At 64.5% G+C, this 23,266-nt stretch carries 26 protein-coding genes; 17 read left to right on the top strand and 9 right to left on the bottom strand.

Annotated features, from left to right (window positions below; genetic code table 11):
- The first annotated feature begins 41 nt into the window (after positions 1-41).
- The 3 genes from VGR99_RS24775 to VGR99_RS24765 all read left to right on the top strand — a co-directional run bounded on the left by VGR99_RS24775 (position 42) and on the right by VGR99_RS24765 (position 2,555).
- Positions 42-746: a phosphatidylserine decarboxylase gene (locus VGR99_RS24775; protein ID WP_224581007.1), complete on the top strand. Its 705-nt coding sequence runs from the start codon at positions 42-44 to the stop codon at positions 744-746.
- An 86-nt stretch (positions 747-832) separates the two neighbouring features.
- Positions 833-1,714, top strand: a complete 882-nt coding sequence (locus VGR99_RS24770) for a phosphatidylcholine/phosphatidylserine synthase (protein WP_326902161.1) — start codon at positions 833-835, stop codon at positions 1,712-1,714.
- A 121-nt stretch (positions 1,715-1,835) separates the two neighbouring features.
- Positions 1,836-2,555 (top strand): RraA family protein, encoded by a 720-nt coding sequence (locus VGR99_RS24765; RefSeq protein WP_326902159.1) that lies wholly within the window; start codon positions 1,836-1,838, stop codon positions 2,553-2,555.
- 3 nt (positions 2,556-2,558) lie between these two features.
- On the opposite strand, the gene VGR99_RS24760 is transcribed toward VGR99_RS24765, so the two are convergent.
- The gene (locus VGR99_RS24760; RefSeq protein ID WP_326902157.1) at positions 2,559-2,849 is read right to left on the bottom strand and encodes a hypothetical protein; all 291 of its coding nucleotides are present in this window, start codon (positions 2,847-2,849) and stop codon (positions 2,559-2,561) included.
- A gap of 100 nt (positions 2,850-2,949) precedes the next feature.
- Here VGR99_RS24760 and VGR99_RS24755 point away from each other — a divergent pair, with 100 nt between their 5' ends.
- The 8 genes from VGR99_RS24755 (at position 2,950) to VGR99_RS24720 (ending at position 12,675) form a co-directional block, all read left to right on the top strand.
- Complete coding sequence (locus VGR99_RS24755) at positions 2,950-3,774, top strand: SDR family NAD(P)-dependent oxidoreductase (RefSeq protein WP_326902155.1); 825 nt, start codon at positions 2,950-2,952, stop codon at positions 3,772-3,774.
- A gap of 213 nt (positions 3,775-3,987) precedes the next feature.
- Positions 3,988-4,761 carry a motility protein A gene (locus tag VGR99_RS24750; RefSeq protein WP_212482318.1) on the top strand — a complete coding sequence of 258 codons (774 nt, stop codon included), beginning with the start codon at positions 3,988-3,990 and terminating at the stop codon, positions 4,759-4,761.
- A 25-nt stretch (positions 4,762-4,786) separates the two neighbouring features.
- Positions 4,787-5,617 carry a flagellar motor protein MotB gene (locus tag VGR99_RS24745; RefSeq protein ID WP_326902151.1) on the top strand — a complete coding sequence of 277 codons (831 nt, stop codon included), beginning with the start codon at positions 4,787-4,789 and terminating at the stop codon, positions 5,615-5,617.
- Between the two features lie 173 nt (positions 5,618-5,790).
- On the top strand, positions 5,791-7,689 hold the full coding sequence (locus tag VGR99_RS24740; protein WP_326902150.1) for a potassium transporter Kup: 1,899 nt from the start codon (positions 5,791-5,793) through the stop codon (positions 7,687-7,689).
- Between the two features lie 141 nt (positions 7,690-7,830).
- The gene (locus tag VGR99_RS24735) at positions 7,831-9,759 is read left to right on the top strand and encodes a potassium transporter Kup (protein ID WP_326902147.1); all 1,929 of its coding nucleotides are present in this window, start codon (positions 7,831-7,833) and stop codon (positions 9,757-9,759) included.
- A 272-nt stretch (positions 9,760-10,031) separates the two neighbouring features.
- Positions 10,032-10,358 carry a rhodanese-like domain-containing protein gene (locus VGR99_RS24730; protein ID WP_220007747.1) on the top strand — a complete coding sequence of 109 codons (327 nt, stop codon included), beginning with the start codon at positions 10,032-10,034 and terminating at the stop codon, positions 10,356-10,358.
- 8 nt (positions 10,359-10,366) lie between these two features.
- On the top strand, positions 10,367-11,545 hold the full coding sequence (locus VGR99_RS24725) for an aminotransferase (protein WP_326902140.1): 1,179 nt from the start codon (positions 10,367-10,369) through the stop codon (positions 11,543-11,545).
- 5 nt (positions 11,546-11,550) lie between these two features.
- Complete coding sequence (locus VGR99_RS24720) at positions 11,551-12,675, top strand: polyamine ABC transporter substrate-binding protein (protein ID WP_326902138.1); 1,125 nt, start codon at positions 11,551-11,553, stop codon at positions 12,673-12,675.
- A 19-nt stretch (positions 12,676-12,694) separates the two neighbouring features.
- On the opposite strand, the gene VGR99_RS24715 is transcribed toward VGR99_RS24720, so the two are convergent.
- From VGR99_RS24715 to VGR99_RS24690, 6 genes are all read right to left on the bottom strand, one after another.
- Complete coding sequence (locus VGR99_RS24715) at positions 12,695-13,621, bottom strand: lipid A biosynthesis lauroyl acyltransferase (RefSeq protein WP_326902136.1); 927 nt, start codon at positions 13,619-13,621, stop codon at positions 12,695-12,697.
- An 8-nt stretch (positions 13,622-13,629) separates the two neighbouring features.
- Positions 13,630-14,907 (bottom strand): beta-ketoacyl-ACP synthase, encoded by a 1,278-nt coding sequence (locus VGR99_RS24710; RefSeq protein ID WP_326902134.1) that lies wholly within the window; start codon positions 14,905-14,907, stop codon positions 13,630-13,632.
- 52 nt (positions 14,908-14,959) lie between these two features.
- On the bottom strand, positions 14,960-16,165 hold the full coding sequence (locus VGR99_RS24705; protein ID WP_326902132.1) for a beta-ketoacyl-ACP synthase: 1,206 nt from the start codon (positions 16,163-16,165) through the stop codon (positions 14,960-14,962).
- Positions 16,162-16,632, bottom strand: coding sequence for a 3-hydroxyacyl-ACP dehydratase FabZ family protein (locus VGR99_RS24700; protein ID WP_326902130.1), 471 nt, complete (start codon positions 16,630-16,632; stop codon positions 16,162-16,164). The genes VGR99_RS24705 and VGR99_RS24700 overlap by 4 nt, the downstream gene beginning before the upstream one ends.
- Positions 16,633-16,642: 10 nt before the next feature.
- On the bottom strand, positions 16,643-16,930 hold the full coding sequence (locus VGR99_RS24695) for an acyl carrier protein (RefSeq protein WP_007592476.1): 288 nt from the start codon (positions 16,928-16,930) through the stop codon (positions 16,643-16,645).
- A 222-nt stretch (positions 16,931-17,152) separates the two neighbouring features.
- Positions 17,153-17,494, bottom strand: a complete 342-nt coding sequence (locus tag VGR99_RS24690; RefSeq protein ID WP_326902096.1) for a hypothetical protein — start codon at positions 17,492-17,494, stop codon at positions 17,153-17,155.
- 322 nt (positions 17,495-17,816) lie between these two features.
- On the opposite strand from VGR99_RS24690, the gene VGR99_RS24685 reads away from it, so the two are divergent.
- On the top strand, positions 17,817-18,446 hold the full coding sequence (locus VGR99_RS24685) for a ParB-like protein (RefSeq protein WP_326902093.1): 630 nt from the start codon (positions 17,817-17,819) through the stop codon (positions 18,444-18,446).
- 10 nt (positions 18,447-18,456) lie between these two features.
- On the opposite strand, the gene VGR99_RS24680 is transcribed toward VGR99_RS24685, so the two are convergent.
- The gene (locus VGR99_RS24680; protein ID WP_235547089.1) at positions 18,457-18,612 is read right to left on the bottom strand and encodes a hypothetical protein; all 156 of its coding nucleotides are present in this window, start codon (positions 18,610-18,612) and stop codon (positions 18,457-18,459) included.
- A gap of 265 nt (positions 18,613-18,877) precedes the next feature.
- Between VGR99_RS24680 and VGR99_RS24675 the strand changes: the two genes are divergently transcribed.
- Complete coding sequence (locus VGR99_RS24675) at positions 18,878-19,021, top strand: hypothetical protein (RefSeq protein WP_326902091.1); 144 nt, start codon at positions 18,878-18,880, stop codon at positions 19,019-19,021.
- Between the two features lie 28 nt (positions 19,022-19,049).
- Here the strand turns inward: VGR99_RS24675 and VGR99_RS24670 are convergent, their stop codons facing one another.
- Entirely contained in the window at positions 19,050-19,253 is a 204-nt protein-coding gene (locus VGR99_RS24670) for a hypothetical protein (RefSeq protein ID WP_326902089.1), read from the bottom strand.
- A gap of 186 nt (positions 19,254-19,439) precedes the next feature.
- Here VGR99_RS24670 and VGR99_RS24665 point away from each other — a divergent pair, with 186 nt between their 5' ends.
- The 4 genes from VGR99_RS24665 to VGR99_RS24650 all read left to right on the top strand — a co-directional run bounded on the left by VGR99_RS24665 (position 19,440) and on the right by VGR99_RS24650 (position 23,262).
- Positions 19,440-20,132, top strand: a complete 693-nt coding sequence (locus VGR99_RS24665; RefSeq protein WP_326902088.1) for a Crp/Fnr family transcriptional regulator — start codon at positions 19,440-19,442, stop codon at positions 20,130-20,132.
- A gap of 7 nt (positions 20,133-20,139) precedes the next feature.
- Complete coding sequence (locus VGR99_RS24660) at positions 20,140-20,370, top strand: DUF6894 family protein (protein ID WP_326902087.1); 231 nt, start codon at positions 20,140-20,142, stop codon at positions 20,368-20,370.
- 190 nt (positions 20,371-20,560) lie between these two features.
- Complete coding sequence (locus tag VGR99_RS24655) at positions 20,561-20,728, top strand: hypothetical protein (RefSeq protein ID WP_326902086.1); 168 nt, start codon at positions 20,561-20,563, stop codon at positions 20,726-20,728.
- A 563-nt stretch (positions 20,729-21,291) separates the two neighbouring features.
- Complete coding sequence (locus VGR99_RS24650; RefSeq protein WP_326902085.1) at positions 21,292-23,262, top strand: TonB-dependent siderophore receptor; 1,971 nt, start codon at positions 21,292-21,294, stop codon at positions 23,260-23,262.
- The last annotated feature ends 4 nt before the right edge of the window (positions 23,263-23,266 follow it).

Genomic DNA, 23,266 nt, shown 5'->3' with positions numbered 1-23,266 from the left:
GCACCGGGAGATACCCGCGTGCCATCAACCCTGAGCGGCAGATAGCGATGTCCATTCTCGATTCGATCCAGCGTCAGATCCCGCCGATCCACAAGGAGGGCTATCCCTTCATCGGCGGTTTCGCGCTGGCAAGCCTGATCCTGTTCTGGCTGTGGTCGCCGCTGGGCTGGATCGGCACGATCCTGACCGTCTGGTGCGCGCTGTTCTTCCGCGACCCCGTCCGCGTGACGCCGGTGCGTGAGGGGCTCGTGGTGTCGCCGGCCGACGGCCGCGTCTCGATGATCACCATGGCGCTGCCGCCGGCCGAGCTCGGGCTCGGCGACCGTCCGCTGCCGCGCATCTCGGTGTTCATGAGCGTGTTCAACTGCCACGTGAACCGCAGCCCGATCGCGGGCAGGGTGGACCGCATCGCATACCGCCCCGGCCTGTTCATCAATGCCGAGCTCGACAAGGCGAGCGAGGATAACGAGCGCAACTCGCTGGTGATCACCACGCCGACGGCGCGGATCGGCGTGGTCCAGATCGCAGGCCTCGTCGCCAAGCGCATCGTCTGCTTCGTTAGGGAAGGCCAGGCGATCGGCGCCGGCGAGCGTTTCGGCCTGATCCGCTTCGGCTCCAGGCTCGACGTCTATCTGCCGCTCGGCACCAAGGCGCTGGTGTCGGAGGGACAAACCGCGATCGCGGGCGAGACCATTCTGGCCGATCTTGCCGGTGACGACCCGAGCCGCGCCTACCGCGCCAATTAACCAAAGCCGGTCCAAAGAGGGCCTTCCGCCGCGATGGCGGAGGGGGACCCGGCTTGCTATATCTCGCCTTGAGGTGAGGACCAGCCATGACGCCCTACGACTTCAAAGACCCTGACGTGCGCCGCCGGCGATTCCGCCCGATCCCGGTGCGGATGCTGGTGCCCAATGTCATCACGCTGCTGGCGATCTGCGCCGGCCTGACCTCGATCCGCCTGTCGATCGAGGGGCGGATGACGCTTGCCGTCTACGCCATCGTGTTCGCAGCCGCGCTCGACGGCATCGACGGCCGCATCGCGCGCATGATCAAGGGCCAGTCCAAATTCGGCGCCGAGCTCGACAGCCTCGCCGACTTCGTCAATTTCGGCGTGGCGCCCGGCTTGATGTTGTATTTCTGGCAGTTGCACGAACTCGGCAACGCCGGCTGGATCGCGGCCATGGTGTTTGCGATCTCCGGCGGCCTGCGTCTGGCGCGCTTCAACGCCACCATGGACGATCCCAACAAGCCGGCCTTCGCTGCCAATTTCTTTACCGGCGTGCCGGCGCCGGCCGGCGCGATCACGGTGCTGCTGCCGATCTATGTCGCGTTCCTCGATCTCGGCCGCTGGCCTGCGGCGGTGACGGCAGCCTACACGCTGCTGATCGCCTTCCTGATGGTGTCGCGCCTGCCGGTGTTCTCCGGCAAGACCAAGCGCATGCGCGTGCCGCCCGAGCTGGTGCTGCCGGCCTTCGTCGCGGTGGTCGTCTTCATCGCGCTTCTGATCGCCTATCCCTGGCACGTGCTCTCGATCGGCACGGTGCTGTATCTGCTCTGCCTGCCGCTCGGCTACAAATCCTACCAGGATCAGGCGCGCGCGATGGCCGCCACGGAGCCATCGGGCGAGGTCTCCTCGCCACCGTCCGCGCCGACCTTGGCGAACTTGTCGGAGCCGCCGCACGACGAGGACGACCGTCCCGGCCGGCTGCACTGAACGGTTTTCGCGGATATCTGCCATGAAGGCGTCCGAGTTGGGTTGAGGCCCGATCTCGGCTATATCGCCCAGTGCCGGCGGCACCGCGCCAACAGCGGCCGCCAATCTGGGAGAGAACGCTGTGACCAATTCCGCGACCGGGCCGCTGCCCGCTTCCGTCCTCGAAGCGCTGGGCCGCTATGACACGCCGACGATCTGCAACGCCATGGAGATCGTGGCGCCCGAGCGCCGCCTGATCGGCTACACCACCAAGCAATTGGTCTGCCCGTTCCCCAACCTGCCGCCGATCGTCGGCTATGCCCGCACGGTTGCGATCCGCTCCGTGCTGAAGTCCTCGCTGCCGCCGGAAGAGCAATCCAGGCGCCGCATCGAATATTACGAATATGTCGGCACCGGCCATGGTCCACGCATCTCGGTGATCCAGGACATCGATGGTCCTGACGTCGGCTACGGCGCGTTCTGGGGCGAGGTGCAGAGCAACGTGCACAAGGCGCTCGGCTGCCTCGGCGTCATCACCGACGGCTCGATCCGCGACATCCCGCAATGGGCCCCGGGTTTCCAGGCGCTGGCCGGCTCGATCGGCCCGTCGCACGCCTGGGTGCATGCGGAGAGCTTTGGCGGCGAAGTGCGCGTCGCCGGCATGACCGTGAAGTCGGATGACCTGATCCACGCCGACCAGCACGGCGCCATCGTGATCCCGCTCGACATCGCCGCAAAGTTGCCCGAGGCCGCCGAGCTCTGCGGCCGTCGCGAGACGCCGATCCTGGAGATCGCCCGCAGCCCCGACTTCTCGCTGGAGAAACTCAAGGCCGCGCTGAAGCGCTCGGCGGAGATTCACTGAGCGCTATCGCGATATCGGCCGCGGGTCGCCTTGTTCGGTCAGAAACAGGGCGGCCTGGTCCGGTTCGCCGAAGACGGCGGCGGCGCATCCGATCAGGGTGAAGCCGCCGGCGAGATCCCACAGGGTGATGTTGTCCGCATCATCGGGAACGTGAATCAGGCGCGCTGCGATCACGGCGAAGGCGGCCTCGATAAACAGCAGCACGCTGAACGCCGGCAGGACCAGCTCCGGCTCAAGCAGATGGACCGCCAGCACCGCCGGCAGCGCGGTGAGAAGACCGAACAGCGTCAACATTGCAAGTCGGCTCCTGTGATGGAGCATGCCGCACGGCCATAGAATACTGCATCGTCTCTCGCCGCGGATGTGGCGCAGGGCCGCAGTCGGAGAGCGAACAATGAACATGAATGGCAAGACGGTCTTGATCACCGGTTCCACCGATGGTGTGGGCCGCTACGTCGCACGCCGGCTGGCGGAGGAAGGTGCGAAGGTCCTGATCCACGGCCGCGACGCGGCGCGCGCGAAGGCGCTGAGCGACGAGATCGTGAAGGCCGGCCACGCGGCGCCAATTTTCTACCAGGCCGATTTGTCGTCGATGTCGGGCACGTGTGCGCTGGCCGAGGCCGTTATGCGCGATCATAAACGCCTCGATGTGTTCGTCAGCAATGCCGGCATCGGCTCGCAGAACGACGGGCCGCAGCGCCAAGTCAGTGCCGACGGCCACGAGCTGCGCTTTGCCGTGAACTATCTCTCGGGTTTCCTGCTGGCCCATCGGCTGCTGCCGCTGCTCAAGGCCGCGGCGCCATCGCGGATCGTCAATGTCGCTTCGCTCGGACAGCATCCCATCGATTTCGACGATGTCATGATCACGAAGGGCTACAGCGGTTCGCGCGCTTATGCGCAGAGCAAGCTCTCGCAGATCATGTTCACGATCGATCTCGCCGAGGAGCTGAAGGGGGCCGGCGTCACCGTCAACGCGCTGCATCCGGCGACCTATATGAACACCACGATGGTGCGTGCCGGCGGTATCTCGCCGATCTCGACGGTGGAGCAGGGCGGCGCCGCGATCCTGCATCTGGTCGAAGGCGACGACGTCGCAGGCAAGAGCGGCCTGTTCTTCAACGGCATGAACGAGGCCCGTGCCAATCCGCAGGCCTACGATGCCGACGCGCGCAGGCGCCTGCGTGCGCTCAGCCTGACGCTGACAGGACTGTCGTCTTAACGCGCGGCAATAATGGTTAGCGAAGTGTTGAGATTCCTGTCGGCGTTCGGCAAAGCCGGCGCCCTTTCAGCGTGCTGAGCCGATCTGGCGGACCGGCCCAACTTAACCTTTACGCGGCTTTAAGGGCGGCGCTCTAGGGTTTCCGATGCGGTTCGGGGTTGGGCCGCGCCAGCGGCCAGGACGGCCGTTGTTGCGTACGCGTTGGAGTATCCCATGGATATTATGACGAGCGTTGGCCTCATTGCAGGCATCATCGTCATCACGGCGATGATCTTCATGGGCGGCGACCTCCACATGTTCGTCTCCGAACATGCCATGATCATCATCTTCGGCGGTTCGATCTCCGCCACCATGATCCGCTTTCCGCTCTCGGCGCTCCTGCACGGCCTTCCGCTCGGCGCGAAGTTCGCCTTCACCATGAGCCGCCTGTCGGCCCACGACCTCGTTGACGAGCTCGCCCGCATCGCCGAGATCGCGCGCAAGCAGGGCCCGGTCGGCCTCGAAAAGGTCGAGACCGACGAGCCGTTCCTGGCCAAGGGCATCCGCTACGTCGCCGACGGCTACGACCTCGATTTCATCCGCGACAACCTCGAGCGCGACCGCGACAACTTCCTGATGCATCTCGACGAGGGCAGCAAGATCTACCGCGCCATCGGCGATTGCGCCCCGGCGTTCGGCATGATTGGCACGCTGATCGGCATGGTGCAGATGTTCGCGAACATGACCGACCCCTCCAAGCTCGGCCCGTTCATGGCGACCGCGCTGCTGGCGACGCTTTACGGCGCGCTGGTCGCGAACCTGTTCTGTCTGCCCATCGCCGACAAGCTGCACGGCAAGCTGCTCGACGAGGAAACCAACCGCACGCTGATCATCGACGGCATCCTGATGATCCGCGACTCCAAGAGCCCGACGCTCGTGCGCGAAATGCTGCTGGCCTATCTGCCGGAGAAGCATCGTCACGCCGAAGGCGAGCCGGTGCCGGCCTAAGGTCGCCCGGTCCGGATATTGAGAGATGGCCAAGAAGAAGCGCGGCGATGCTCACGGCGGTGGTCACGGATGGTTCGTGACCTTCGCCGACCTGATGGGCCTGATGATGAGCTTCTTCGTGATGCTCGTCGCGTTCTCGACGCAGGACGCCAACAAGCTGAAGATCGTTGCCGGCTCGATGCGCGACGCTTTCGGCGTGCAGAGCGAGGCGCGCTATGCCGGCATCGTCGAATCCGATGGCCTGCCGACACGCCCGCGGCTGAAGAACGTCGACCACATCCAGCCCGAGGATGCCTCAAACACACCGACCCCGGATCAGGACGACCGCGACAAGACGTCGGGTGCGAAGATCAAGGTCGACCGCAATTTCGCGCTGGCCGCGGCTTCGCTGCGCCAGGCGCTGCAGGACATGCCGGAACTGACCGAGATGTCCAAGCACATCATGTTCGAGGAAACCAAGCAGGGCCTCAACCTGGAGATCGTCGACCAGGATGGCCGCTCGATGTTCGCTGACGGCTCCAAGGTGCCCTATGATCGCACCCGCCGCCTGATCGAGAAGCTCGCGATCCCGCTCAAGGCGACGCCGTTGCGCGTCTCCATCGCCGGCCACACCGCGGCCGGATTCGTGCCGACCCGCAGCGACTACGGCGCCTTCGACCTGTCGGCCGACCGCGCCAATGCCGTGCGCCAGATCCTCGAGCGCGAGGGCCTGCCGCCCTCGCACATCTTCGCTGTCTCCGGCAAGGCGGACACCCAGCCGCTGTTTCCGGACGATCCCTCGCTCGCCGCCAACCGGCGCGTGACCATCACCCTGATGCGCGAAGATCCGCCGCTGCCGCCGAATCTGAAGCCGTAACCCCCTTGCGCTACCATCTTACCTGAGGCATGTCGTCGCGCAGGCGACGAGCGTGGCCGCGCCGTCACAGCATCCGGCTCCGCGCCTGCTAAGGTGGGGTGCCGATTGACACGCGCGCCGGAAGCGTCAAAAGGCGCCGGATCAAATTCAGGGACGAAGCGTTTTCCATCTTCATGACGGCGAGCATCACACAGGCCGAGACCCAGGAAGGGCCGGTCACTTCGGGCTTTTGGTCCCTCACGCTCGGGAGCATCGGCGTCGTCTTTGGCGACATCGGCACCTCGCCGCTCTACGCATTCCACGAGGCAGTACGCGGCGCGGCCCATGGCGAGCCGGTGTCGCGGGTGATGGTGCTCGGCGTGCTCTCGCTGATCCTGTGGGCGCTGCTGATTGTCGTCACCGCCAAATATGTCCTGCTGCTGCTGCGCGCCGACAATAACGGGGAGGGCGGCACGCTCTCGCTGATGGCGCTCGGCCAGCGCGCGCTGGGGCGGCGGAGCTGGTTCCTGCTCGCGCTCGGCGTGGTCGGCGCGTCCATGTTCATCGGCGATTCCATGATCACGCCGGCGATCTCGGTGCTCTCGGCGGTTGAGGGCCTCAAGCTCGCAACGCCCGCGTTCGAGCACTATGTCGTGCCGCTCACCGTCGCCATCCTGGCGCTGCTGTTCGCGGTACAGAGCAAGGGCACGGCGCTGGTGGCCTCCGCCTTCGGGCCGGTGATGGTGGTCTGGTTCGCGGTCCTGGCGGTGATGGGCGCAGTCCACATCGCCGACGATCCTTCCGTGCTCGCGGCGATCAATCCCTATTACGCGCTGCAATTCCTGCTGTCGCACGGCACGATCGGGCTCGTGACGCTGGGTGCCGTGTTCCTGGCGGTGACGGGCGGCGAGGCGCTCTACGCCGATCTCGGCCATTTCGGGCGTAAGCCGATCCAGTCGGCCTGGATGTTCTTTGTGCTGCCCGCGCTCTTGATCAACTATTTCGGGCAGGGCGCGCTGGTGCTGTCCGATCCGAGCGCGATCGAACATTCCTTCTACCGCATGGTGCCGGAGCATCTGGTGCTGCCGCTGGTCGGGCTTGCAACCGCCGCGACCGTGATCGCGAGCCAGGCGGTGATCACCGGCGCCTATTCGCTGGTCTATCAGGCGGTGCAGCTCGGCCTGTTGCCGCGCTTCGAGGTCCGCTACACCTCCGAAACCCATGCCGGCCAGATCTATCTGCCGCGCGTAAATCGTCTGCTGCTGATCGGCGTAATGCTGCTGGTGCTGCTGTTCCACACCCCCAGCAACCTCGCGTCGGCCTACGGCATCGCGGTCTCCACCACCATGGTCGCCGACGGCGTCATGGGTTTTGTGGTGATCTGGAAATTGTGGAACTGGCGCGCCGCGACGGCCGCCGCCGTGATCGTGCCCTTCGTCGTCGTCGACATCAGCTTCTTCAGCGCCAATCTGCTCAAGCTGCTCGAGGGCGCCTGGGTGCCGCTGCTGTTCGGCGTCGCCATGGCCGGGACGATCTGGACCTGGCGGCGTGGCTCGGGAATCCTGATCCAGAAGACGCGCCGCATCGAGGTGCCGCTGGACGATCTGATCCGGAGCCTGGAGAAGCGGCCGCCGCACATCGTCAAGGGCACCGCAGTGTTCCTGACCAGCGATCCCGCCTTCGTGCCGACCGCGCTGCTGCACAACCTCAAGCACAACAAGGTGCTGCACGAGCATAACGTGATCCTGACGATCGAGACCGCGCACACGCCGCGGGTCGATCTGTCCGAGCGGTTCCGCATGGAGAAGATCAGCGACAAGTTCTCGAAGGTCCGGCTGCGCTTCGGCTACATGGAGCAGCCGAACGTGCCCAAGGCGCTGGCGATCGCGCGCAAGCAAGGCTGGCAGTTCGACATCATGTCGACGTCGTTCTTCGTGTCGCGAAGGTCGCTGAAGGCCTCGGCGCAGTCAGGCATGCCGCTGTGGCAGGACCATTTGTTCATCGCGCTGAGCCGGTCCGCCAACGACGCCACCGACTATTTCCAGATCCCGACCGGGCGGGTGGTTGAAGTCGGAACCCAAGTGACTATTTGAAACGCAACTGGCAAACCCATGCAAATTTCGCATGGCGAGGGCCCGGAATCGGGCTAGGCTATGCCGCCAGCGCGGGACTATAAGCCCGCGCTCTTCCGCCGTTGTGCAGTGAAGCATTTTTAGAGGCCATCAGGCTCTCCCATGACAAGTGACGTAGCAGTTCCCGCCCCGGAAACGGCGGCGGCCAACGGGCATGGCGATGCCCACACCACCGCCGGTTTCGGCGCCCTGACGCTCGGCAGCATCGGGGTCGTCTACGGCGATATCGGCACCAGCCCGCTCTACGCGTTCCGCGAGGCGGTGATGGCGGCCTCGGGTGCGGAAGGCGCCCCGACGCCGGCGGCCGTGCTCGGCGTGGTCTCCCTGATCCTGTGGGCGCTCATCGTCGTGGTGACGCTCAAATACGTCGTGATCCTGCTCCGCGCCGACAACAATGGCGAGGGCGGCACGCTGGCGCTGATGGCGTTGGCCCAGCGCGCGGTCGGCACCGGCGGGGCGACCATCGTCCTGCTCGGCATCATCTCGGGCGCGTTATTCTACGGCGATGCCGTGATCACGCCGGCGCTCTCGGTGCTGTCGGCGATCGAAGGCATGAAGGACGTCACCTTGACGTTCGAGCCCTACATCGTGCCGCTGACCGTGATCATCCTGGTTGGCCTGTTTGCCGTGCAGTCGCGCGGCACCGCCCGCGTCGCTGCCTTCTTCGGCCCCGTGATGTGCGTCTGGTTTGCGGTCATCGCGGGCGCGGCGATCCACCCCATTATCGCGCAGCCGCAGATCCTGTTCGCGCTGAACCCGCTCTATGCGGTGTCCTTCATGCTCCACCATGGCGTCATTGGCTTCGTGACGCTGGGCGCGGTGTTCCTGGCGGTCACCGGCGCCGAGGCGCTCTATGCCGACCTCGGCCATTTCGGCAAGCGGCCGATCCAGACCGCCTGGCTGTTCATCGTGCTGCCGTCGCTGGCACTGAACTATCTGGGGCAGGGCGCGCTTGTTCTCGGCGATCCCGGCGCGATCGTCAGCCCGTTCTTCCAGCTCTTCCCGCAAGGCTTTGTCCGCGGCAGCATGGTCGTGCTGGCGACCGCCGCGACCGTGATCGCGAGCCAGGCCGTCATCACCGGCGCCTATTCGCTGACGCGCCAGGCGATTCAGCTCGGCCTGCTGCCGCGCTTCGAAATTCGCCATACATCTGAAGCCCATTCCGGCCAGATCTTCATCCCGCGCATCAACCAGCTTCTGCTGGTTGCGGTGGTCCTGCTGGTGCTGCTGTTCCGCTCCTCCAGCGCGCTGGCCTCGGCCTATGGCATCTCCGTCACCGGCACCATGGTGGTCACGGCGATGATGGGCTTCGTGGTGATCTGGAAGGGCTGGCGCTGGAGGCCGCTTGCGGCCGCCGCGCTGATCGCCCCGTTCCTGTGCCTCGATTTGACCTTCCTGACCGCGAACCTGCTCAAGGTGTTCGAGGGCGGCTGGGTGCCGCTCGCGCTCGGCGCGCTCATGATCATCCTGATGTACACGTGGCGACGCGGCAGCCGGCTTTTGTTCGAGAAGTCGCGCAAGCTCGAATTCCCGCTCGCCGACCTCGTCGCCATGCTGGAGAAGCGGCCGCCACAGCGGGTGCCCGGCACGGCCGTGTTCCTGACCTCGGACCCGCTCAGTGCCCCGACCGCGCTGATGCATAGTCTGAAGCACTACAAAGTGCTCCATGAGAAGAACGTTATTCTCACCATCGAGACCGCGCAGACCCCGCGCATCGACCCGGCCGAGCGGGTGCGGCTGGAACAGATCTCGCCGACCTTCTCCAAGGTGACGCTGAAGTTCGGCTTCATGGAATCGCCCAACGTGCCGAAGGCGCTCGCCATCGCCCGCAAGCTCGGCTGGCAGTTCGACATCATGTCGACCTCGTTCTTCCTGTCGCGCCGGGCGCTGAAGCCTGCGGCCCATTCCGGCATGCCGCGCTGGCAGGACCGGCTGTTCATCTCGCTCAGCCGCTCCGCCAACGATGCCACCGACTATTTCCAGATCCCCTCGGGCCGCGTCGTCGAGGTCGGAACGCAGGTGACGATCTAGGCGGACCAGCCGGGTCTAAAGCGCGATGAGATTTGGTTGAATCGTCACCGCGCTTTAGGTTGTTGTTTGAGCATGATCTTTTCGGAAAACCGCTGCGCACTTTTCCGGATCATGCTCTAGGATTCAAAGCACACTTCAAGCCGCTGCGATTTAGCTTTAACTTGCGCAAGGCAGCTCAAGCCTTTGTAGCGCTTGATTTTTGGTGCCTGAGAGGCGAGGTTGCCGCCCGCCGGGATCGCCCCGGCAGGCTGCTCGCGACGTTGGAGGATGATGTGGCACATCAAGTACAGGATCTGACCCCGGACGAGGTCTCCAAGGGTGTCGCGGAAGGACGCTATCTGCTCGTCGACGTGCGCGAGCCGAACGAGGTCGAGGCCGAGGCCTACCCTTACGGCGTCGTGGTGCCGCTCTCGACCTTCGATCCCAAGGCGATCCCCGATCCCGCCGGCAAGGAGGTCGTGTTCGCCTGCCGCTCGGGCAAGCGCTCGGTGACCGCCTCGCTCGCGGCGCAGGCTGCGGGCCTGCCTTACGACAAGCATCTGGCCGGCGGCATGCTCGGCTGGAAGGCGGCGGGGCTTCCCAGCAAGGTCGGTGGCTGATCCGACCGATGTCCAAGAGCTCTTCGCTGAACAAGGTCTTCGCCGACCTTCCCGTCACGATCTTCGAGGCGATGTCGCAGGCCGCGCGCGACAACAACGCCATCAATCTCGGCCAGGGCTTTCCTGACGATCCCGGTCCCGAGGACATCCGCCGCGCCGCGGCCGAGGCCTCGCTGAACGGCTACAACCAGTACCCCTCGATGATGGGCCTGCCGGAGCTGCGCCAGGCGATCGCGACCCATTACGACCACTGGCACGGCCTCAAGCTCGATCCGATGAGCGAGGTGATGGTGACCTCCGGCGGCACCGAGGCGCTGACCTCGGCGATCCTCGCGGTGGTCCAGCCCGGCGACGAAGTCGTCTGCTTCCAGCCGGTCTACGATTCCTATCTGCCGATCATCCGCCAGGCCGGCGGCATTCCGCGCCTCGTCCGCCTCGAGCCGCCGCACTGGCGACTGAACGAAGACATGCTGAAAAGCGTCTTCAATTCAAAGACCAAGGCGGTGCTCTTCAACAATCCTCTGAATCCCTCGGCGGTGGTGTATCCGCGCGAGGACCTCGAGCTCTTGGCGCGCTACTGCCAGGAGTTCGACGTCATCGCGATCTGCGACGAGGTCTGGGAGCACGTCACCTTCGACGAGCACAAGCACGTCCCGCTGATCACCATCCCCGGCATGCGCGATCGCACCATCAAGGTCGGCTCGGCCGGCAAGATCTTCTCGCTGACGGGGTGGAAGATCGGCTTCGTCTGCGCCGCGCCGCCGCTGTTGCGCGTCGCTGCCAAGGTGCACCAGTTCCTCACCTTCACCACCGCGCCGAATCTGCAGGCCGCCGTCGCCTACGGCCTCGGCAAGTCCGACGACTACTTCCTGTCGATGCGCAAGGATTTGACGCGGAGCAGGGACCGTCTGACCAAGGGGCTCGAGAGCCTCGGCTTCCCGGTGCTGAAGTCGCAAGGAACCTACTTCCTCACGGTGGACCTGTCGCCGCTCGGGCTGAACGAGAGCGATACCGAGTTCTGCTGGCGCATCGTGAAGGACTACAAGGTCGCCGCGATCCCGGTCTCGGCCTTCTACGAGCAGGACCCGGTGACCTCGGTGGTGCGCTTCTGCTTTGCCAAGAAGGACCAGACCCTCGATACCGCGCTGGAGCGGCTGTCGGACGCGGTGCGCGGACGCAAGAGGTAGGACACATGACGAATGTCAGCCGGTCGGGGTTACGCCTCGGTTTTGCAATCGCCGCCGCGCTGACCTTGCTTTCCGCCCCTGCGAGGGCCGAGGAGCGGGTCGTCAACTTCTACAACTGGTCCAACTACATGGCGCCGGACGTCCTTGAGGCCTTCACCAAGGAGACCGGCATCAAGGTGGTCTACGACACCTTCGATGCCAACGAGACGCTGGAGACGCGCCTGATGGCCGGCAAATCCGGCTACGACGTCGTGGTGCCGACGGCCTACTTCCTGCAGCGCCAGATCAAGGCCAACATCTTCCAGAAGCTCGACAAGGCGAAGCTGCCGAATCTCGCCAATGCCTGGCCGATGGTGACCAGGCATCTTGCGACCTACGATCCCGGCAACGACTTCGCCGCCAATTACATGTGGGGCACCACGGGCATCGGCTACAACGTCGCCAAGCTAAAGGCGATCCTCGGGCCGGACGCGAAGGTCGACAGCTGGGACATCGTCTTCAAGCCGGAGAACCTCGCCAAGTTCAAAGACTGCGGCGTCCACATGCTCGATTCCGCCGACGACATCTTTCCGGCGGCGCTGAATTATCTCGGGCTCGATCCGAATTCGACCAAGCAGGCCGACCTCGAGAAGGCCGCCGATGTCGTCGCAAAAGTCCGCCCGTCGGTGCGCAAGTTCCACTCGTCCGAATATCTCAGCGCGCTCGCCACCGGCGAGATCTGCTTCGTGGTCGGCTGGTCCGGCGACATCATGCAGGCCCGCGCGCGGGCGGCGGAGGCCAAGAAAGACAACAGCAGTGGCATCGAGATCGGCTACGCCATCCCGAAGGAGGGCGCGCAGATGTTCTTCGACAATCTCGCGATCCCCGCGGATGCCAAGAACGTCAAGGAAGCCTACGAACTGATCAACTATCTCTACCGCCCCGAGGTCGCCGCCAAGAACTCGGACTTCCTGTCCTACGCGAGCGGCAACCTCGCCAGCCAGAAGCTGGTCGATCCAAAGATCCTGAACGACAAGAACATCTATCCGGACGAGGCGACGCTCGCAAAATTGTTCGTCATCACCGCCCGCGATCCCGCCACCCAGCGCATCATCAACCGGCTCTGGACCAAGGTGAAGACGGGGCGCTGAGGCGCTGCGATCCAGCCCTTTACCGCCACCTGCGGTGCAGCCAGAGCCACTGCTCGGGATGCTCGCGCACCCAGCTCTCGACTACACTCGTGATCGCCTGCGTGGTGCCCTGGATGTCGATCTTGCCGTCGGCGTCGCGCACCGGCGGGACTTCTTCCGTCAGCTCGGCGGTGAAGCGGCCGCCGGGGAGGCGGATGACGCGGACGCCGTGGATCGGGCATTCGACCTGGCGGAGCAGGCGCGCCAGCATCGGGTTGGCGCGGGTCTTGCGGCCGAAGAAGGTGACCTCGACGCCGCCGGTCAGGTACTGGTCGATCAGCATGGCGACGTGCTTGCCGTCCTTCAGCGCCTGCGCGAGCCGAAAGGGCGCGTCGCGGCCCGCCGGGATCAGCGTGCCCATGTTGACCTGGCGCATCTCCTGGATGATGCGGTCGGCGGAGGCGATGTTGGGCCGGCGGTAGAGGATCGCGGCATCGAGCCCGTGCGAGACGGCGGCGAGCGCCGGCAGCTCCCAGTTCGACAGATGCGCGGCGAAGATCAGTGCCGGCTTGCCGTCGTCGCGGATCTGATCGAACAGCTCGATGCTGCGCTTGGGCAATTCGATCCGGCTGTTTTTCGAATGGGCGCGATCGTAGTCCCAGACATGGTCCATATGGGCGAATTCGGCGCCAACGCGGCCGAGATTGTCCCATACGCCCATCAGGATCCGTTCGATCTCCTCCGGCGACTTCTCGGGAAAGGCCGCGGTAAGATTGGCACGGCCGATGCGGTGCTCGCGCAGGCGCGGGCCGATCGTCTTCACGACGCGCGCGAAAAAGTCCGAGGTCTTGACCGGATCGAAATAGCGCGTGGTGCGCAGCATGCCGACGGTGGCAGCCCCGATCAGGCTGCCGCCGATCGACTTGGCCGCCTCCCGCGCGCGGGCCTTCGTGCTCGCAGGAAGCATGCGTCCGGTCAGGCCGGTTCGCGGGTCAGGATCAGCGAGGCGTTCTGGCCGCCGAAGCCGAACGAGTTTGACATCACCGCCGTGACGCGGGCATCGCGCGCCTTGTTGCCGACGACGTCAAACAGGATCGTGGGATCCGGATTGTCGTAGTTGATGGTCGGCGGAATGCGCTGATGCTCGAGCGTCAGCAGCGAGAAGATCGCCTCGACCGCGCCTGCCGCCGAGATGGTGTGGCCGACCATCGACTTGTTCGAGGTGACGGGAATCTTCGAGACGAGATCGCCGAACACGGCCGATGTCGTGTTGTACTCCATCTTGTCGTTCTCGGGCGTCGCGGTGCCGTGCGCGTTGATGTGGTCGATCTGGTCCGGCGTCATACCGGCATCGGCCAGCGTCTTGTTCATGCAGCCGATGATCGGCTTGCCGTCGGGCGAAGAGCGGGTGCGATGGAAGGAATCGGTCAGCTCGCCGCAACCTGCGATGACGCCGAGGATCTTTGCACCACGCGCGGTGGCGGCTTCATAGCTTTCCAGCACGAGGGCGCCGGCGCCTTCGGCCATGACGAAGCCGTCGCGGTTCTTGGAGAAGGGGCGGGAGGCCGCCTGCGGCGGATCGTTCTGGGTCGACAGCGCCGAGAGCAGCGAGAAGCGCACCAGGGCTTCCGGATTCACGGTGCCGTCGGTCGCAACGCACAGCGCAGCGTCGGTCTCGCCGCGGCGGATCGCCTCGACGCCGAGCTGGATCGAGGTCGCGCCCGAGGCGCAGGCCGTCGACAGCGAGATCGGCGAGCCCTTGGTGCCGAAGGTCTCGGCGAGATGGGCTGCGACCGAGCCGAACATGAAGCGATGGTGATAGGCGCTGTACTTGCCGCCGCCGGAGATGCGCAAGAGATCGTCATAAGTGATGTCGAGCGCACCGACGGCGCGGCCGAGCTCGCGGCGCTGCGGCCATTCGACTTCGACCGGCGCGACCGCGAGGAAGAGGGGACCCGGGAAATCCGCCTTGGCGCCGATGCCGGACTGCTCGAGCGCTTCCTCCGTCACGAGCTCGGCCATCCGCTCGGACAGGCCGGTGGAGGAGAACGGATCGACGCTGACGAAATCGACGGTGCCGGCCATGGTGGTCTTGAGGCCATCGACCGGAAAGCGCGTGACGGTGCGGATGCCGGATTCGCCGGCGACGAGCTTGGCCCAATTGTCGGCCTTGCCGGCGCCGAGAGAGGTCATGATGCCCATGCCGGTGACGACGACGACGGGACGCCCGAGTTTGTCGCGTAGTGCAGTCATGTCGATCCCCCGATAGAGCTACAGCGTTATCCGGCCAGAGCGCGGGTGCGCTTCAGCCGACAGCCTCGACCAGCGCCATGCCTTCGCCGCGCCAGTGTCCGGCCCCCACCACCACAATCTGGGTGGGCGCCCCCTGCATTTCAATCTCGGTCCCCGTCGAATCGTTCGGCGGGAACAGCGCGCCACGCGAGATCGAGAGCGCGGCGAGCGCGAGGCCAAGCGGGAATTGCGTTTCCATGGTGTGGCCGAACATCGTGCCGGTCGAGCGCACCGGGAAATCGGCATGGCCCTTCAGGAAGCCGCGCTCCTCGCTCGTGGCGGGCTCCGCGCCGGTCGCACCGGTGATGATCGCGCCCTTGCCCTCGCGCCTGGGCAGCTTGTCCCAGAGCTTCTCGAGCGTTGCAGCCATGTCGCCGGGCTGCTTGCGCCGGGCGAGGTCGGCAACGACGCTCGACAGCTTTGCGAACGGCTTTGCGCCGCGCGCTTCGGCATGCGCCTTCGATTCCAGCACCAGGAAGGCGCCGGCCGAGCCGAGCGCGAAGCCGGCGTGATCCTTGCGCGCCCACACGGGAGCGAATTTGTCCTTCAGATTGAAGTCGCCGAATTCGTAGAGGACCATCAGGTCCTTGCGCTCGCCATTGTGCGAGCCGCCGACGAGGGCGATGTCACTCTCGCCCGAGGCGATGCGCGCCAGCGCGATGCGCGCGGCATCGGCGCCCGCAACCTCTTCGCCCATGAAGGTGCGCGAGGTGCCGCCAAGACCGTGCACGATGGCGATGTTGCCGGCGAGCAGATTGGAGAGCTGCGCCAGGAACAGGGTCGGGCGCAGATCGCTCATCAGGCGTTCGTTGAGGAAGCCGGGCGCATTCGCCCCCTTGGCCTCGGCCGTGAGCACGCCGGAGTCGACGTTGAGATCGCGCTCACCGCCGCCGGCGGCGACCACCATGTCGATCTTCGACAGAATGTCCTTGTTGCCCTTGATCCCGGCGGAGTCGAGTGCGAGGCCGGCCGCATAGGTGCCGATGCGCTGCCAGGCCTCCATCTGGCGCTGGTCGCCCTTCTTCGGGATCTGGGTGTCGAAAGAGACCGGCATCAGGGGATGCACGATGCAGGGCGCAAAGCCCTTCTCGTCGACATTGATGCGCTTCTCCTGAAGCGCGTCCCAATTGGCGTCGAGGCCTTCGCCGAGCGAGGTCGCAAGCCCAATGCCGGTAATCCAGACTTCCGTCTGGCCGGACTTAGAAGTGGTGTCGGTCATGGCGTTACGGCCTGTTGCGGAAAGCCGATGCGTTTGGCGAAGTCGTCCATGTAGCCGCGCATATCCGCATTGGGGAAGGGAATCTGCGTAAAGGTGAGCGTCGAATTCGCGCGCAGCTTGCCGCCGACCCGGATCTTGGCTTCGGTCATCGCGTAGCCCGACCCTTCATGCGCCAGCTTCGCCTCGATGCTCATGAGGTCGCCGGGGAACACCGAGCCGCGGACCTTGGCCTCCTTCACGGCGGCCAGGATCGGCATGCGCTCGAACTTGAGCACGCCGAGCTGGAGCCAGCCCGAGGCCTGCGCCATCGATTCGATCAGCAGCACGCCGGGCATCAGGGGATAGCCCGGGAAGTGCCCCTCGAAGATGGTGCTCTCCTTGGGGACCTGGGCCTCGACGACAATCGTCTTCGCGTCGACGTTGAGGTCGACGACGCGATCGATCATGTGGAAATATTCGAGCCGCATGACTGCGCGCTTAGGCGCTCGCGCCCTTGGCCGCAACCAGTTCGTCGATGCGGGCGCACAGATTCTTCAGCACGAAATACTGTTCCGTGGTCGCCTTGCCGTCGTTGACCTCCTGGGTCCACTTTTCCAGCGGCAGCTTGATGCCGAACTGCTTGTCGATCGCAAAGGCGATATCGAGGAAATCGAGGCTGTCGATGCCGAGGTCATCGATGGCGTGGCTATCCGGCGTGATCGTGTCGCGCGGGATGTCGCAGGTTTCAGCGATGATCGTAGCGACCTGATCGAATGTGGATGACATCACTAAGCCTTTGATATATTGCGGGTATTTGTCAGGTTTTCCAGAGTGGAACGGTGGGTGGGCATCGCGCCCCGATGACGCCCTCAAACCCCCCTCTGGCCGGGTCGAAAGCCCGTATATCGGAGCGCCGCCCTGAGTTCAATGGAGCCGGACGGGGTGGGCGACAGGGCTGGGGATGCCTGCCGGAGGTCGTTTTGGCCGGGGCACCGGCGGCGGGCGCGCCTAGATCTGCGGCGTCGTGATCTTGACGCAGTCGCGGCGGCCCATCAGCACGCAATCCTGGGTCCGGCGCAGGTCGGCGATGCTCACGGCGAGCCAGATCCCGATCGCGGTCAGCGCGATGGTGAAGGCGAGCGCCGCGATGTTGGCGAGCATGCGATTGCGGAAATCGTCCGGCTCGGGACGGGGCTGCTCGTAGCGCGACAGGTCGAGCGGCTCGGGTGCGACGCGCAACGGCTGCACGGTGCCGCTGCCCCGGTGGACGGCCGGGGAAGGCGAGGTGCGCGGCCTGAACTGGAGCACCCGGTGCTCGTCATCCGAGCTGATGGGCCGCTGGGTTGTCATGGTGTGAGGATCACTCCGAAGCGCCGATTTTTGATAGCACACGTGGTGAACGCGTTGCAGAAAATCTTCTCAGCGTGCACGTGCGTTGCGGCTTTGCATTATCTTTCATGAGGCGCTGCGAACGACCGTGACGCGGGCTGTCAGCCCGGTGTCAGGAATGCGTCCGTTGCGTTGCAGCAACCGACATCGGTGCTGCGCGCGCGCCCGTGAACAGCGGCTTGTGATCCCCATCCTGGCTGAACGCATTTTGCCGTCGCGGTGCTCGTGGCATAATCGCGGGAACCCGGCTCGCCGGTCCAACGATGTGAGGGGCCCTTCGACCATGACCACCACCAACGCGCGCGAACCGAGAGTGCACCCGGTGCCGATCCTGTCGCTTCGGCCGACGCAGATGACGGTCGGCATGCGTGAGGTCAAGGAGAAGCGCAGGCGCTGGCGCGAGCACGGCAAGAAGAAGCAATCCGACCTGCTCGGCAGCCACATGATCCCCGTCGTCTACGGCCCTGACGAGCGCTACTACGTGATCGATCATCACCATCTCGGCCGCGCGCTGCATGACGAGGGCATCAAGGAAGTGCTGGTGACCGTCGTCGGCGATCTGCGCATGGTCGAGCGCGAGGCGTTCTGGGGCGTGATGGACAACAAGCGCTGGGTCTATCCCTACGATTCCAAGGGCGAGCGGCGACCGTTCCGCGATCTGCCGAAATCGGTCGTCGATCTCAAGGACGATCCGTTCCGCAGCCTTGCCGGCGAGCTCCGCCGCATGGGCGGCTTCGCCAAGGACACGACTCCGTTCTCCGAATTCTTGTGGGCAGACTTTTTGCGCCGGAAGCTGACGCGCAAGGCGGTGGACGCCAATTTCGACAAGGCACTGGAAAAAGCGCTGGCCGCGGCCAAGAGCAAGGATGCGATCTATCTGCCCGGCTGGTGCGGTCCGGCGTCGGACGATTAGGCGCGACCGCTCAGTCGCGCTGGAAGATCTTGGCGCCGGGATAGGCGCGGCGGGCGTAGGTGACGACCAGCGCGCGGTCCTGGGTGTCCAGGAAGGGCGTTCGGATCTGGCTCGATCCGACGATGAGGTGCCACAGCCCATTCAGCTTCCTGATGACGATCTTCATTTGAGTTGTCCTTGACGACTCCGCATTCCAGCCAGCGCTGTCGCGGCCGTCCTTCCATTCACGATCGTGATGCGGCTTGCAAAATTCCCGGCACGACCCGCTGCAAGACAGCAGCAACACTTATTAGTTGGTTACGGCGCGCGGCCCGATAAGCCGGATCTGATCACAGCCGCTTGAGCGAAATCATTTTCCGAGGCGATGAAACCGTCCTGAAACAGAGCGGTCCCATCTCTGTGGGGTAGTCGAGCCCACATAGGAGGCGGACATGCGCCGTCTGTTTTTCGCAATTGCCTTGCTCGCGGTTGCTTCAGCTGGAATCTCGGCGTCGTTCGCCGCGGTCCATCACACCAGGTCGTTGACGTTCGCCGAGCGCTTTGCGCCGGCGCTCGACCTGATGGCAAAGCAGTAGCCGCAACGTGCCCCGTGGCCGCGCGTGATCACTTCGGAGTCTGTTGGTCCGGAGACGATAGCAGCCGCTCCATCTCGGCGGCGGCTTCGCCGTCGCGCACCTTCTGCAACAGAGCGTGACGCTCGGCGCCGGCCGGCAGCTTTTTGGCCGCGGCGCGAGCTTCCTGCGTGAACTTGTTCAGGCGTTCCTGGAGCGTCAGGTCCGGTCGCGTGCGATTGCGCTTCTTGGTCATGATTTGCCTTTTCAGGCGCAAAGCAGACCATGCACGGGCAAGCTCCGTCCTTAACTTTTGTTGGAACCCGGAACGCGGATTGCGGTTTTTACCCGCGACGGCGCTATGGCGCCATGAGTTCCATATCCAGGACCGGAGCCAATCGAAGTGCCCAGCGATGCGATACGCGCGGCGCTCATCAGACGCTTGCGCATTTCCTCAGGGATCTCGGAAGAGGACATCAACGAGATCGAGGCCCTTCCGATCTCGGTCCGGCACTTTCCGGCCGAGACGCTGGTGGTGCGCGACGGTGAGCGCGCGACCAACTGCTGCCTGATCGCGGATGGATTCTGCGCGCGGTCCAAGACGATCGCGAGCGGAAAGCGGCAGATGCTCTCCCTCCACATCCCCGGCGAAATCCCCGATTTGATGAGCCTGTTCCTGCGTGTGATGGACCATGATCTGTCCACCCTGACGCCGGCGACACTCGGTTTCATCAGCCACGAGACCCTGCAAAAGCTGCATCGGCGCAGGCCGGTCGTCGCCGAACTGTTCTGGCGGGACACGCTGATCGACGCCGCCTTGTTCCGTGAATGGATCGTCAATGTCGGCCAGCGTCCTGCGCCGGCGCGGCTCGTCCATGTCATGATCGAATTGCGCGAGCGCCTCAGGATCATCGGGCGCATCGACGGCAACAATTTCGAGATGCCGCTGACTCAGGAGCAGATCGGCGAAGCCCTCGGGATCACCGCGGTGCACGCTAACCGGGTCATCAAGCAATTGCGTGAGGACGGCATCGTCGAGCTGCATCGGGGGCGCGTGACCGTGCTCGACGAGCGAAGATTTTTGGAACTGGCGGATTTCGACGGTCGTTATCTGCACCAGTCGCCGACGCTTTGAGCATCCGATGCCAAAATTTCATTTCGACATTCACGAGAACGGCCGTGTGATTCCCGACGAGCACGGGCAGGATCTCGCGAGCGAGAACGACGCCCGCAAGGAGGCGGTCATGACCGGCGCCTCCATCGCCCGCGACGCCTTCGTTTCCGGCGGCGTGCAGCGCGTTGTCGTCGACGTTCGCGAGACGGGCGCGCCTTTCCTGAAAGTGTCGATCACGCTCGAGGTCGAGGAAGTATAGGCGGCCTGAGCCATCGCAGATGCGGCGACGCCGCGGCCGGACCTGCGGCGAGGCGGCGCAGGCGGACTTGACGTATCGCAAATCGACGCTGGCGCCGGCCGCTAAGGTTCGCCAGCATGACTGCCGAACCAGCGTTGCGCTCCTGCGTCGCCAGATTCGCTCCCGATCATGCCGACCTGGAGACGCCACGATGAGCCTGATCCTTCGCGTTCTATTCGTTCTCGCCGGCGCCATCACCGCGCTGTTCGTCGCGCGGGATGCGCTCAACTTCAGCATCATCCAGACTTTCGTCGCCGTTCTGCTCGTGACTGCCGTCGTGCTGGCCGCGGGCCTCTGGAGTGCGCGGCGGAAGACGTGAGCGCTGCCTTCCTCAATCCGTGATGGGGACAAGCGGAAGCGCATTGGTGTCGATCGGCCGCGTCGGGAATTCATGCAGCTCGCGGCATGCACAAGCAGGACAGCGGCGCCTGTTCATTAGAACGGATCCAGTCTGTATCGATTCCAGCACGCAAACGTCCAAAACTCTTTGATTGTGCGTTCAGAGTTTTTGCATGGTCGTCCCCGTGAATTCGGGGACTGGGAATGCTGGAATTTGTGTTTGACGCGCGCGCAACGAAGCGCGGGCGAGTGTTGATGCTGTGCAATCTTCTTGCACTTCCGCCTGCCATCGCCTTCGGCGGTGAGGCACATGCCCAGAGTGCGAACGGAGCGTCGGCTATTCCCCCGGTCGTGGTCGAGCAAAGCCGTACCAACAAGCGCCAGGTCACGACAACGCGCAATGCGCGATCCGCGAATGCCAGACGTATACGGTCGCGTGCGGCAGGTCAGGCGCCCCAGGCGGCTGCGCAACCAGCCGCAGCTGCCACGGAACGCGGTACGGATCCGGTGAGGGGTTTTGTACCTGTCGTCAGCTCGGCTGCGATGAAATCGGACACACCGATCCTCGAGACACCGCAGTCCGTTTCCGTCGTCAGCCGCGATCAGCTCGATGCCCGCTCGGTCACGACGCTGGTCGAAGGATTGCAGTATGTCGCAGGTCTCGCCATCCAGCCGGGTGGCAAGGATCCACGCTTCGACAACGTCTTCATCCGCGGCTTCGACAACAACGGTTACGGTGCTTATCGCGACGGACTTCGCGAGGTCGGCGATCCCAACTTCTTCTCGCTGTTCCGCAACGAGCCTTACGGTTTCGAGCGCATCGACGTCATCAAGGGGCCGAGCTCGGTCATGTACGGGCAGGGTGCGCCGGGCGGTCTCGTCGACGTCATCAGCAAGCGGCCGCCCGAGCAGGCCTTCGGCGAGATCGCCGGACAGTTCGGCAATTACGACCGGTTTCAGGGCGCATTCGACTTCGGAGGTCCCGCGACCAAGGATGGCACGCTGCTTTACAGGCTGACCGGCGTGTTCCGGGATTCCGACGCGCAGATCGCCAATTTCTCGAATTTCGTCAAGGACAACCGAACCTACATCGCGCCGGCCGTGACCTGGAAGCCGACCAACTATACGACGCTGACCATTCTGGCCGATTATACCCACGACCTGACAGGAAATGCCTTTCCGCTGTCGATGGCTCATGTGAGCGGCGGGAAGATCACCGGCGTCACGGCGCTGCCGCTGTTCCTGGGCGACCCCAGCTACAACAAGTTCGACCAGGAGCAGGAGCGCATCGGCTATCAGTTCGAGCACCGCTTCAGCAACAATCTGATCTTCGAATCGAAGGCCCGCTACGGCCACAGCGAACTCGACTATCGCTACCTGACGTACAACATCGCAAGTCCGGTCGATACGCTCACGATCTTTCCGCGGCGTGCGGTGCGTACGCTGGAGCAGACCGACTCGCTGTCAACCGACAACCATCTGATCAGCAAGTTCAGCATGGGGCCGCTTCAGCATACGGTGGTCTCCGGCGTCGACTATCTGACGTTCAACATGACTGACAGGACGTATGGCGGAAGTGCACCGTCGCTCAGCAAGATCAATCCGGTCTATGACCAAACGATCGCCATGCCGACCACGCTCAGCAACCCGTCGGTGAACCAGTCGATCGATCAGGTCGGTGTCTATGTGCAGGACCAGATGAAGCTCCAGAACTGGATCTTCACGCTGGGCGGCAGATATGATTCGTCCGAACAGAACAGCTACACGTTGGTGACCAACAAGACCACCGACGCGAAGGACACGGCCTTCAGCAAGCGAGGGGCGGTCTCCTATGTGTTCGATTCCGGTGTGGCTCCCTATTACAGCTACTCGGAGTCGTTCCTGCCGACGCCGGGCACCGATTTCGGGGGAAGCCCATTCAAGCCGACCACGGCGCAGCAGCACGAAGTCGGCGTCAAGTATCAGCCGTCGCGAACCCTGCTGATGACCGTGGCGCTCTATGATTTGACGCGGCAGAATTCGCTCACGACCGATCCGTCACATCTCGGCTCCTCGGTGCAGCTCGGCGAGGTGAACTCGCGCGGCGTCGAGTTCGAGGTGCTGGCGCAGATCGTGCCGGGGCTGAACCTCGTGGCGACCTATACCAATATGGATGTGAAGGTGACGGAAACCACCGTCGCCGCTGACCTCGGCAAGGTGCCAACGTCGGTAGCCCGCCAGCTCGCATCGGCCTACGTCGACTACACCGTCCAGGGCGGCATCTGGGATGGCTGGGGTCTTGGCGGCGGCGTCCGCTACACCGGGCCGACCTTTGCCGATACCACCAATACCATCGTCAACGAAGGTTACGTGGTGTTCGATGCAGGCCTGCATTATCGCCAGCCGAAGGGCGTGAGCCTGGCGCTGAACGTGAAGAACATCGCCGATCGCGTCACGCTCGCCTGCACGACGGGTGGTGGTTGCCAGTACACCAGCCCGCGCACCATCACGGGCACGGTCAGCTATCGCTGGTAGACGC

Origin of the sequence: Bradyrhizobium sp., assembly GCF_035935975.1 — a bacterium.
Taxonomy (GTDB): domain Bacteria; phylum Pseudomonadota; class Alphaproteobacteria; order Rhizobiales; family Xanthobacteraceae; genus Bradyrhizobium.
Note: the sequence above shows the minus strand (reverse complement) of the source record. Positions and strands in the feature narration are given on the sequence as shown.

Coding starts and splice junctions, on each gene's coding strand:
- VGR99_RS24770 (WP_326902161.1), top strand. CDS start 833: ATGACGCCCTACGACTTCAAAGACCCTGACGTGCGCCGCCGGCGATTC.
- VGR99_RS24760 (WP_326902157.1), bottom strand. CDS start 2,849: ATGTTGACGCTGTTCGGTCTTCTCACCGCGCTGCCGGCGGTGCTGGCG.
- VGR99_RS24755 (WP_326902155.1), top strand. CDS start 2,950: ATGAACATGAATGGCAAGACGGTCTTGATCACCGGTTCCACCGATGGT.
- VGR99_RS24750 (WP_212482318.1), top strand. CDS start 3,988: ATGGATATTATGACGAGCGTTGGCCTCATTGCAGGCATCATCGTCATC.
- VGR99_RS24745 (WP_326902151.1), top strand. CDS start 4,787: ATGGCCAAGAAGAAGCGCGGCGATGCTCACGGCGGTGGTCACGGATGG.
- VGR99_RS24740 (WP_326902150.1), top strand. CDS start 5,791: ATGACGGCGAGCATCACACAGGCCGAGACCCAGGAAGGGCCGGTCACT.
- VGR99_RS24735 (WP_326902147.1), top strand. CDS start 7,831: ATGACAAGTGACGTAGCAGTTCCCGCCCCGGAAACGGCGGCGGCCAAC.
- VGR99_RS24725 (WP_326902140.1), top strand. CDS start 10,367: ATGTCCAAGAGCTCTTCGCTGAACAAGGTCTTCGCCGACCTTCCCGTC.
- VGR99_RS24720 (WP_326902138.1), top strand. CDS start 11,551: ATGACGAATGTCAGCCGGTCGGGGTTACGCCTCGGTTTTGCAATCGCC.
- VGR99_RS24715 (WP_326902136.1), bottom strand. CDS start 13,621: ATGCTTCCTGCGAGCACGAAGGCCCGCGCGCGGGAGGCGGCCAAGTCG.
- VGR99_RS24710 (WP_326902134.1), bottom strand. CDS start 14,907: ATGACTGCACTACGCGACAAACTCGGGCGTCCCGTCGTCGTCGTCACC.
- VGR99_RS24705 (WP_326902132.1), bottom strand. CDS start 16,165: ATGACCGACACCACTTCTAAGTCCGGCCAGACGGAAGTCTGGATTACC.
- VGR99_RS24700 (WP_326902130.1), bottom strand. CDS start 16,632: ATGCGGCTCGAATATTTCCACATGATCGATCGCGTCGTCGACCTCAAC.
- VGR99_RS24695 (WP_007592476.1), bottom strand. CDS start 16,930: ATGTCATCCACATTCGATCAGGTCGCTACGATCATCGCTGAAACCTGC.
- VGR99_RS24690 (WP_326902096.1), bottom strand. CDS start 17,494: ATGACAACCCAGCGGCCCATCAGCTCGGATGACGAGCACCGGGTGCTC.
- VGR99_RS24685 (WP_326902093.1), top strand. CDS start 17,817: ATGACCACCACCAACGCGCGCGAACCGAGAGTGCACCCGGTGCCGATC.
- VGR99_RS24680 (WP_235547089.1), bottom strand. CDS start 18,612: ATGAAGATCGTCATCAGGAAGCTGAATGGGCTGTGGCACCTCATCGTC.
- VGR99_RS24675 (WP_326902091.1), top strand. CDS start 18,878: ATGCGCCGTCTGTTTTTCGCAATTGCCTTGCTCGCGGTTGCTTCAGCT.
- VGR99_RS24670 (WP_326902089.1), bottom strand. CDS start 19,253: ATGACCAAGAAGCGCAATCGCACGCGACCGGACCTGACGCTCCAGGAA.
- VGR99_RS24660 (WP_326902087.1), top strand. CDS start 20,140: ATGCCAAAATTTCATTTCGACATTCACGAGAACGGCCGTGTGATTCCC.
- VGR99_RS24655 (WP_326902086.1), top strand. CDS start 20,561: ATGAGCCTGATCCTTCGCGTTCTATTCGTTCTCGCCGGCGCCATCACC.
- VGR99_RS24650 (WP_326902085.1), top strand. CDS start 21,292: ATGAAATCGGACACACCGATCCTCGAGACACCGCAGTCCGTTTCCGTC.